The sequence below is a fragment of the Bacteroidota bacterium genome, from assembly GCA_039111535.1.
In the GTDB taxonomy this organism is placed as follows: Bacteria; Bacteroidota; Rhodothermia; order Rhodothermales; family JAHQVL01; genus JBCCIM01.
Genome location: JBCCIM010000234.1, coordinates 1 through 9,235, shown reverse-complemented (window position 1 = coordinate 9,235; position 9,235 = coordinate 1). Strand labels below are relative to the sequence as shown.

8 protein-coding genes are annotated in these 9,235 nt (G+C 50.0%); 6 read left to right on the top strand and 2 right to left on the bottom strand.

Features of this window, described 5'->3' with window-relative positions; genetic code table 11:
• The 6 genes from AAF564_23895 to AAF564_23870 form a co-directional block, all read left to right on the top strand.
• Positions 1–956: ATP-binding cassette domain-containing protein (locus AAF564_23895; GenBank protein MEM8488612.1), on the top strand; the 956-nt coding region annotated here is incomplete at its 5' end.
• Between the two features lie 32 nt (positions 957–988).
• A complete protein-coding gene (locus AAF564_23890; GenBank protein ID MEM8488611.1) occupies positions 989–1,702 on the top strand; it encodes a dihydrofolate reductase family protein in 714 nt (237 codons plus the stop codon).
• Positions 1,690–2,685: an oxidoreductase gene (locus AAF564_23885; GenBank protein ID MEM8488610.1), complete on the top strand. Its 996-nt coding sequence runs from the start codon at positions 1,690–1,692 to the stop codon at positions 2,683–2,685. Before AAF564_23890 ends, AAF564_23885 begins: the two co-directional genes overlap by 13 nt.
• A 40-nt stretch (positions 2,686–2,725) precedes the next feature.
• Positions 2,726–3,103: a 6-carboxytetrahydropterin synthase gene (locus AAF564_23880; GenBank protein ID MEM8488609.1), complete on the top strand. Its 378-nt coding sequence runs from the start codon at positions 2,726–2,728 to the stop codon at positions 3,101–3,103.
• Positions 3,104–3,106: 3 nt separating this feature from the next.
• The gene (locus tag AAF564_23875) at positions 3,107–4,045 is read left to right on the top strand and encodes a hypothetical protein (protein ID MEM8488608.1); all 939 of its coding nucleotides are present in this window, start codon (positions 3,107–3,109) and stop codon (positions 4,043–4,045) included.
• Between the two features lie 232 nt (positions 4,046–4,277).
• Positions 4,278–7,544, top strand: a complete 3,267-nt coding sequence (locus AAF564_23870) for a CheR family methyltransferase (GenBank protein ID MEM8488607.1) — start codon at positions 4,278–4,280, stop codon at positions 7,542–7,544.
• Positions 7,545–7,601: 57 nt separating this feature from the next.
• On the opposite strand, the gene AAF564_23865 is transcribed toward AAF564_23870, so the two are convergent.
• Together AAF564_23865 and AAF564_23860 are read right to left on the bottom strand one after the other, a co-directional pair.
• The gene (locus AAF564_23865; protein MEM8488606.1) at positions 7,602–8,741 is read right to left on the bottom strand and encodes a hypothetical protein; all 1,140 of its coding nucleotides are present in this window, start codon (positions 8,739–8,741) and stop codon (positions 7,602–7,604) included.
• Between the two features lie 190 nt (positions 8,742–8,931).
• On the bottom strand, positions 8,932–9,235 hold a 304-nt coding region (locus AAF564_23860), incomplete at its 5' end, for an integrase (protein ID MEM8488605.1).

The following is a 9,235-nucleotide window of genomic DNA, read 5'->3' as shown; positions in this document are numbered from 1 at the left end:
CCGGCCTTGAAAGTATTTCAGAAGGTACACTTTATATAGAGGATGCCAAGGTAAACGATTTGCCCCCCAAGGATCGTGATATTGCCATGGTATTTCAGAATTACGCCCTCTACCCGCATATGACTGTGCGGGATAACATGGCTTTCGGACTCAAGCTGCGCAAATACGACAAGCAGGAAATCAAAACACGCGTTGAGCAGGCAGCAGAGGTGCTGGGCATTACGCCAATCCTTGATAGAAAGCCGAAGCAACTCTCAGGTGGACAGCGGCAGCGCGTTGCCGTTGGTCGCGCCATTGTACGCAAACCCAAAGTATTCCTTTTTGATGAGCCTTTGTCGAACCTGGATGCAAAATTGCGCGTCCAGATGCGTACTGAGATCTCCAAGCTGCATCAGCGGTTGGCGTCGACCATGGTCTACGTTACGCATGATCAAGTGGAAGCCATGACCATGGGAGACCGGATTGTTGTGATGAAAGATGGCGTAATTCAGCAAATTGATACACCGCTGAATCTGTACGACCATCCTGTGAACCAGTTTGTCGCCGGCTTTATTGGAAGCCCGGCAATGAATTTCGTTGCCGGCCGCGTCGAAGCAGCGGGGGGTATGCGGTTTACAGAAACGGGTGGAAGCATAGAATTGTCTGTACCTGATAGTCATACAGATAGACTGAAGGACTATGTAGGAAAAGAAGTTGTACTGGGTATACGACCTGAGGCCCTGTTTGTATCGGGCGACCCGGCCATCCCCACACCCGGCGCTGAAGTTTCACTGCAACTCGATGTACTCGAACCCATGGGCAATGAAATCATCGTATATGCAAATAGTGGCGCAAATGATGTGGTTGCCCGCGTTACACCCCAGGCATTGCCTGGGCCGGGCGCACAAGTTGCGTTGTCCATGGATACAAGCAAGCTTCACTTTTTTGATCATACTACAGGGGATGCCATTCGGTAGTCAGCGTGTCGTTGCATAATCGTTCGCAAGTTTTGGAAGCATTATGCCAGCGTGCAGAGGCATATTACAATCGTGAAGGCATTCCTTTTGTCACGGTTACCTATGCACAAAGCCTGGATGGCTCAATCGCCGGCCTTAATGGTGAGCCGGTAGCAATTAGTTGTGACGAATCGCTTGTTTATACCCATGCCCTTCGGGCCTGCCATGATGGTATTATGGTGGGCATAGAAACAGTACTGTCAGACAATCCTTCGCTTTCCACGCGCCTTGTGGCCGGCAGCAGTCCGCGTCCCATCGTACTCGATTCAATGCTGCGCATGCCGCATAATGCAAAGCTACTTGCTGCTGACAATCCCGTCCGGCCTGTCATCTTTACCACGGACAACAGCGCTCCTGCACAACAAGAGGCACTCCGGGCAAAAAAGGCGTGTGTTAAGGTGTTGCAGGCCAATGCACAAGGCTGGCTTGCACTGGATGATGTACTGCAGGCGCTTGGCGAAATGGGCATAAAAAGCCTGATGGTTGAGGGAGGGGGCAAGGTGATTACAAGCTTCATTCAGTCGCAGGCAGTGGATCACCTTATCGTTACCCTATCAATGAAAATGATTGGCGGACGAACAGTGCTCAACCCACAACAAATGCACAACGGCTTGCGTGGTGCATTGCCGATGGAGTTGTCGCTGTCCGAAGTACATTGGGAAGGCAATGATATCATTTTGCATGGGGACCCTGTATGGGAGATGTAATGCGCTCGGCCATTCAATTTGATGCGCCCGGGAAGGTATCCATTGTTGAAGAATCCTTGTTGCCACTTCAGGCCGGCGAAGTGCTGGTTGCCTCGGAGGTATCTGCAATCAGCAGCGGTACTGAATTGCTCGCCTACCGGGGGCAGCTTCCAGCTTCAATGGTGCTGGACGAGACGCTGGCCTCGCTGCAGCAGAATGTTAGTTATCCATTGCGTTATGGCTACGCCTCCGTTGGCCGTGTTACAGCGTATGGAACAGCTGTGCCTGCGTCCTGGGAAGGTGCGCGTGTTTTTGCTTTCCACCCGCATGCCAGTCACTTTATAGCAACGCCCGCAGACCTCGTGGTACTCCCTGACACGCTTTCTTTTGAAGATGCAGCCTTCCTTGCCAACATGGAAACGGCGGTAAGTTTTATGATGGATGGCAGGCCGATGATTGGTGAGCGTGTGCTGATTGTTGGATTGGGCGTTGTTGGGCTCTTGCTTGCTTCTTTGTTATGTCGGCAGAAGGACCTTGTCGTTGATGCTGTTGATCTTGATCCACGCAGATGTGCCCGTGGGGCCCTGGTAGGGATAAACAAGGCTACGGCGGATTCTGGAGCCCTTGAGGCTACCTATGACCTCGTATACGAACTGAGCGGAAATCCGGCCGGCTTAAATGTAGCGATCGAAAAAACAAGGGAGACTGGCCGTATCGTGGTTGGGTCGTGGTATGGTACGAAGCCTGCGTCTCTTGATCTTGGTGGCCGTTTTCACAGGGCCAAGCTGAATTTGTATGCCAGCCAGGTGAGTAAAATTGATCCACGGCACGCGGGGCGGTGGTCTAAGGGCCGGCGGTTGCAATTAGCAAGCGCCTTGCTGGGAGTTGTTCGGCCCTCCAGGTACATAACACATCAGTTTAGCATAAGAGAAGCAGCAAAGGCATACGCACTCCTTGATGAAAAGACAGCGGACGCTTTACAAGTGATTTTTTCCTACAAATAGGCTGTGAGCGAGTTAAAGCAGCTAAAAAGCTTAACCATCCATGTATAATCTTAGCATAAAAGAAGAGTTTGTTGCGCAGCACTTCCTAACGGTTCCGAATTGTGGGCCAGAAAATATCTTGCATTCCCATGTGTATGCATTAGAGGTATTGCTACAAGGGGCTAAATTGGACGACCATGGCTACCTGGTTGATATCGACCTTGTAAAAGCAGCGATGGGTGATATGCTGGCCAGATTCAAAGACCACACCCTCAACGATGATCCGGCTTTTGCAGGACTCAATCCGAGTATCGAGCATTTTTCCCGCATTGTATGTGAGGAGCTGAGGCAAGCGTTACGTAAAACCAATCTGACGCATCTGACGGTCAAAATTTGGGAAGATCAGCATTGCTGGGCCTCTTTTGATAGCAGTTTTTGACGGGTGTTCAACTATGCCACATATCTTGAGTCGAAAGGTCCGCTTGATGCTCGGTCGTTAAACCAGCGTGTCTGGGATGGCTTTGTGCAAGCGCTGAACGATCAGGCAGTGCATGGGGCGAAATTGCATGCATCATCAGACCGGACCATTCGACTTGTAGAGGTAGGAGGGGGCATCGGCGCTATGTTTCGCCGCATTGCGGCTGCGGGCCTGACGTGCAATCTGGCGTATACACTGGTTGATATAGAGGCTGTAAACATTGAGCACTTTAGGTCGAACCTGGAAGACTGGCTGGTAGCGCTGGGTTATAAGAAAGCCGGGGGGGATCCTGGCAGGTGGCAAAGTCCGGCAGGGTATGCCCTGGATATATCCGTTGTGCATGAAGATATCCATGCTTTTATCGCGCAGCAGGAAGGGAGTGGGGGCTGGGATGGGCTGATCGCGCAGGCCTTTCTTGATCTGTTTGACCTGGATACCTTTCTGTCTGAACTGCTCAGCCTGCTCGGGTCGGCCGGCGTCTTTTACTTCCCAATAAACTTTGACGGAATTACATCTTTTTTGCCGCCAGCTGAACCTTCTGTTGACATGCTCGTTGAGTCGATCTATCACCAATCTATGGATGATAGATCGCGGCAGCCGGCCTTGCGTGGACGAAGCCAATCTGGCCGGCACTTAATGCAAGTCTTATCCGGGTTACCTGTACATTTATTGGAAATAGGCAGTTCTGACTGGGTTGTATTCCCGCGTGCGGGCCAATATGCAGATAAAGATCAGGCATTTCTTGCGCATATGTTGCGGTTTGTAGCCGGTGAGTTGGAGAAAAGTAATGCCATAGATACGGATGTGGCCCTGCAGTGGATTGCAAATCGACAGCAACAACTCCATAACAATCAACTCATGTTACTTGTACATCAGCTCGATTTGCTGGGTCAGGTGCGTTAGCGGGTAGATAAAATCCGCCAGGCCTGTTAGAAGTGACGATGTAAAACCTTAATTAACAGACTTTTGCCACTTTTTTTTACTGTATTACGCGAAGAGCAATTGGATCGTAACGACAGTATCGTGTAGACGAAGCATGTGAATGTGCCCTTCTTTATAAACGGATTCATAACGTTGGCACTATTATCGCATCTGCGTTTGTAGTCAAATCTTTAATGCACTCCGGATTTATTATATGACTGGTTTCTTTCACGTACCCAGTGCATTTGGTGTATTAGAAGAAAAAGTCATTCCTGCCTTGTTTAACAACAGGTCATCTCAAGAACCCATTCGGGTATGGGTGGCAGGTTGCGCGACAGGCGAGGAGGCTTACTCTGTTGCTATTCTTCTCTTTGAGTTTGCATCAACGCTGGAAGAAACACCAACCATCGAAATTTACGCAACTGACAATGATCAGGCTGCGCTTGATACTGCCCAAGAGGGCATCTATCCTGGATCTATCGTAGATGAGATGTCCAGCGTTTGTCTGGGCAAATACTTTGTGCCCCATGGCAACGGATTTTCAATAATTCCGGAAGTAAAAGCGGCTGTCCACTTCTCGAGCCACGATGTGCTGATCGACAACTCTTTTCAGTCGTTTGAGCTCATAACGTGCCGACACCTGCTTGCTTATCTCGACCAGGCTTCACAGTCTCAGATAGTCACGTTCTTCCATCATTCTCTGAGACCAGGCGGGTTTCTGTTTCTGGGGGATGCTGAATTTGCAGAAAGCTTGCCAGAACAATTTGAGTCTGTTGATAACATCTTCAAAATTTACAGGCTAAGTGGCGAGGCTGAGGCCTTTCACATTGACCTGGTTAAAGAAGAGCCGCCAGAGGAAGAGGATGACACGCTTCCCACGCTGTCTGAGCGTCAATCTATTGATGAGTTGACACGGAATAAAGCCGGCGATGGCATGGTGCTGCCTACGGATGCTGAACCATCAGCAATCGAGCCTGCAGAATCTGTTGCCAGGGAGCTGGTCCAGGAGGCTGAGGAGGGTTTTGCGCTTGAAAACGGAACGGTTGAAGCATCTCCAGTGGAAGAGCAGACCATGGAGTCGCTAGAGATCGATGTGCCGGCGCCGGAAGAATTGGAAGAGCCGCTGACACTCAATGTCGACACCCTTTTACCAACTGATTTAGATATTCCGCCCTTATCGCTGGATGATTTGCCTCCCGAAAATGGCGAAGTAACAGCTGCTGATGTTTCAGAGATCGTTGATGCCATTTCAAACGATTCTGAGCTGTTTGAAGTTATGGATGTTGACCCTGTTGCGCAGAATCCGGGAGCGCCAAGCCAGGCTACACAAAATCCAATTGCCCAGAATCCGGCAACACAGGCGCCACTTCATGAATCAGAGGCAAATTCTGCACCTGCAATCGATATAGAAGATGTTGATGCACAGGAACCGGCGCTTACCTCAATTCAGGTGGATCCTCCGTTTGATCAGGGGCAGACACACGATATTCCAGCACCGGTGTCAATGCCAGGCGATATTATCTCCCAGTTGCATCGCAGTGTGATGCTGCAGGATCATGCGCCGGCCAGTCTGTTGATTGACAGAGCTTTCAAAATCCTCGATCACACGGGCAGGATTGATCGCATATTCGACATTCAGAAAAACGATCTGACAAAAGACTACCTCGACAAACTGCCTGATTTTTATCGGTTGAAGCTCGAGGAAACGTTAAACCAGATATTCCACGAAAAGAACAAGGCAGCAGCTCCAACGGTGAGTTTGCCCGGGCTCCCTGGTAAAAAGGATGTCTTGCTTGAAATTCAGCTGATGAGTTCACCAGACCCATCGCTGGAAATTGTACATGTCCTGTTTAAAGAGCTGAAAATTGCCAAAAAACAGGCAGAAGGCCTTGATGATACAACAAGCTTCTTTGCTTCGCCGGCAGTACCCAAAACACCTACAAATGGTGTGTTTGGTGCAGTAGCTGCAAATGGCACCTTCGAGGAAAACTTCATCCGCTCGATCAAAACTTCGCCTTTTCCTGTGCTATTGCATGTTGAAGGTGGACATATCATCGAGCTGAGTCAGCCCTGGGTAGAGCTTTCCGGGGTAACAAAAGAGGAAGCGCCAACTATTTCTGCATGGACAAGAAAAGTAAAAGGGCAGCGTCTCAAGCTTAAAGACTCCAAGCTCAAAGAGAGTTACAAAGAGCGTGGCGTTGTGTGTGTGTCTATCCGCTCAAAAGTGGGAGATACCAAGCTGCTTGCGTTCCATTCCTCTTATCTCGGAGCTGATAGCAAAGGCCGTAAGCTTACGCTCACAATGGCTGTTGATATCACCAACTATCCGGGACATTCCGGATTGGGTGTTACGCCTGAGGTTGCTGACTTTGGCGTTGCAGCGAAGAAAGCTTTTCTGGCAAACATGAGCCATGAAATCCGTACGCCACTCACGTCCATGATTGGGTTTGCAGATTATCTGTCTGATAAGCTTACAGGGCAAGATGTTCAGTTTGCGCGCTATATCAGTGAATCTGGCAATCGGTTGCTCGAAACGCTCAATGCCGTGCTGCGCGTGTCTTCTATGGATGGTATTGAGCAGGTCATGCGATATGAAATGCTTGACATAACGGTGGAAGCCCAGGGCGTTTTGCAATTGTTTAAGCCGTACGCAGAGCAATACAGCATTCCGTTGAAGCTTGTGGTTGAGCAGCCGGCAAAAGCCAAACTTGATCGTGCATCGTTCCGGCGGGTCTTATCCAATTTACTGGGGAACGCAATCAAGTTTACGCCGGAAGGCGAAGTGACAATCACGGTCAATAGCGATGTTAATTCCGTTATTGTAGAAATCGAGGATACAGGGACGGGGATTACGGAAGAGTTCCTCCCGTTCATCTTCGACCGGTTCTCACAGGAATCAAAAGGGCAGGGCAGGGCGCATTCAGGGTGTGGCCTCGGACTTGCGATCTGCAAGAACCTGGTTGAGACCATGGGAGGCACTATCCAGGTTGAAACAGAGGCCGGCGTGGGGAGCAAGTTTACCGTCAAGTTGCCCAAAGAACCGAACCCGCGTACCCAGACCACGCAGGCCATTACGGAAGGCACTACCGATTCCGATGAGCAAGGTGATCGCCATCAAATTCTTATTGTAGAGGACAACACAGATACCCAGGAGCTTATGCTGCTCATCTTGCGCGACAAGTATGAGGTTACACTGACAGCCAATGCTTCTGAGACGCTGCAGGTGATTGCAAACCGTACGTTCGATGCCATTTTGATGGATCTGAACCTTGGTGGTCGGCGCACTGGTTTTGAGCTTATCCGCGAGCTGCGCAAAGTCAATACGTACGAAAGCGTGCCTGTACTGGCTGTATCCGCGCTACCGATTGGCGTTATTCGAAAGCAGCTTATCAGAGAAGGCTTCAATGGCTACATCGCAAAGCCATTTACGAGAGCCCGGATTTTGGACGCTCTGGAAGGTGTGCTAAATCTCACGCAGTAAGCATACGCGTAAATTTAAAAAGGGCAAGCAGTCTGCGTACTGCTTGCCCTTTTTTTGTCATGGTGTGTTTTGAGAAATCCCACGAATACGATCAAGGCGGGCGATTAAGGCCCATGACCAAAAGTTATTGGCGAGTCCGATGAGTATTTCGTTTTCACCTTCTCGAAGAGGCAAGGGGAATGACGTGTTTTCTATGGAAATCCGCCCGGCCGGGTCTTTCATGATGGGGTTGGAATAGGTGTTTTTGTCGACATAGGCAAATTGTCCGTTTACCAAAACCCACACTTCATCCAGGAAACCAAGGTCAACCCTTCGGATTTGCTGAATTTCGGATTGCAACCGAAGCCTGAGCCATGCACCACGGCGTTCAGTGCTTTCCCCAAACAGCCGCGACAGGTTAACCAGTCCTAGCCGTTCTGCATTAACAGGTTGCCATTGCGTGGTTGAGTCGGGTAGGTAGGGGCTGCTTATGAAATTGCGATTGGCACTCACCATTTCATGGCCAAAAGGTAAAAGAAAAGACTCGCTAACTTCCCAGTTGCGCAAATAGCGTGGGTCGTGGTCTGTGATGTCGGGAAGCGCTGCAGGAGAGAGCCCTTCAGTTTTGTCGGGTGTTATGACCATGTTGGCAAAGGCCGACGTTCCTTCAAGGGCAATGCTACCGGCTGAGGGCGTTCCTTCCAGGTGGGGTATGTCTAGTGCTGGTTGTTCCATGTCATGTACGTACAACAGCATTCGGCGGCCAGATACAACAAGCTTAACATGGGTCCAGTCATTCACCAGATGTTTTGCAGGGCCCTGATAATGTCCGTGTACATTCCATAGGAGGATGCCATTTAACACAGCAGAATACTGGACAACATCAGGCTGGTCCGGGTTGCCAAGCATAAAACCTCTGAAGTAGACTATTTCAGATTCTTCTGTGCTTTCCTGCCTAAAGTAGATGGTGAAACCGCTGTCTACCATGAATACATCAAATTCAATGGTGCCGTTTTCAAACACGACGTCGCGTGCAGTAGCGCGGGTTTGGCCTCCATTGATTTTCATCGAGGGCACACCTTCATGGTTCAAGAACGAAACACTACCTGCTGGGGCGTCCCAGTGGTCTGCATGCATTGGAATTTGGATGGGGTCGGATTGTGCTACTGCAGGGGAGGCGAGTAGTAATAAGAAAGGATAGATCAGGTAGCGGCACATCGGTTATTCTTGTTTGGTTGTGAAGGTAGGATGCTTCCGAGGTATCTGGAAATAACAAACGGCGTAGCTTCGCGTCCATTCACAGCGTATGCAAGTTTGTTCAAGTGTGCTCCAAAGCTGCCCAATGAATACTTCCGTTATTGCAATGTTCGAACTATAATTTGCCCATAAACAAGAATTAAATCAACTGCTAAAGTCCAAGAGCATCTGTAGGACTTTCGTTGAACAGGTCGCCTTCCCTGATATATTCGCGTACCATTTTTTCAGATTTGTGACGGGTGTGGCGCATGATAACGCGCTCAGCCTTGCCCGCGCGTGCAGCCTGCGTGGTAAAGCCGGCGCGTAGGCTGTGGCCGCTGTAAAGTTCGGGGGAGAGCCCGCAACGCAGGCAGGTACCCTTGATGATGCGTGCGATAGAGCGTCCGGTTATTGCTTTGTCGGCAACATTGCCGTGGCGGTTTATGGACCGGAAAACGGGACCGCTGTGGATACCT

Excerpts from the sequence above, each read along its gene's own strand:
- AAF564_23885 (MEM8488610.1), top strand. The coding sequence starts at position 1,690 with ATGGGAGATGTAATGCGCTCGGCCATTCAATTTGATGCGCCCGGGAAG.
- AAF564_23880 (MEM8488609.1), top strand. The coding sequence starts at position 2,726 with ATGTATAATCTTAGCATAAAAGAAGAGTTTGTTGCGCAGCACTTCCTA.
- AAF564_23870 (MEM8488607.1), top strand. The coding sequence starts at position 4,278 with ATGACTGGTTTCTTTCACGTACCCAGTGCATTTGGTGTATTAGAAGAA.
- AAF564_23865 (MEM8488606.1), bottom strand. The coding sequence starts at position 8,741 with ATGTGCCGCTACCTGATCTATCCTTTCTTATTACTACTCGCCTCCCCT.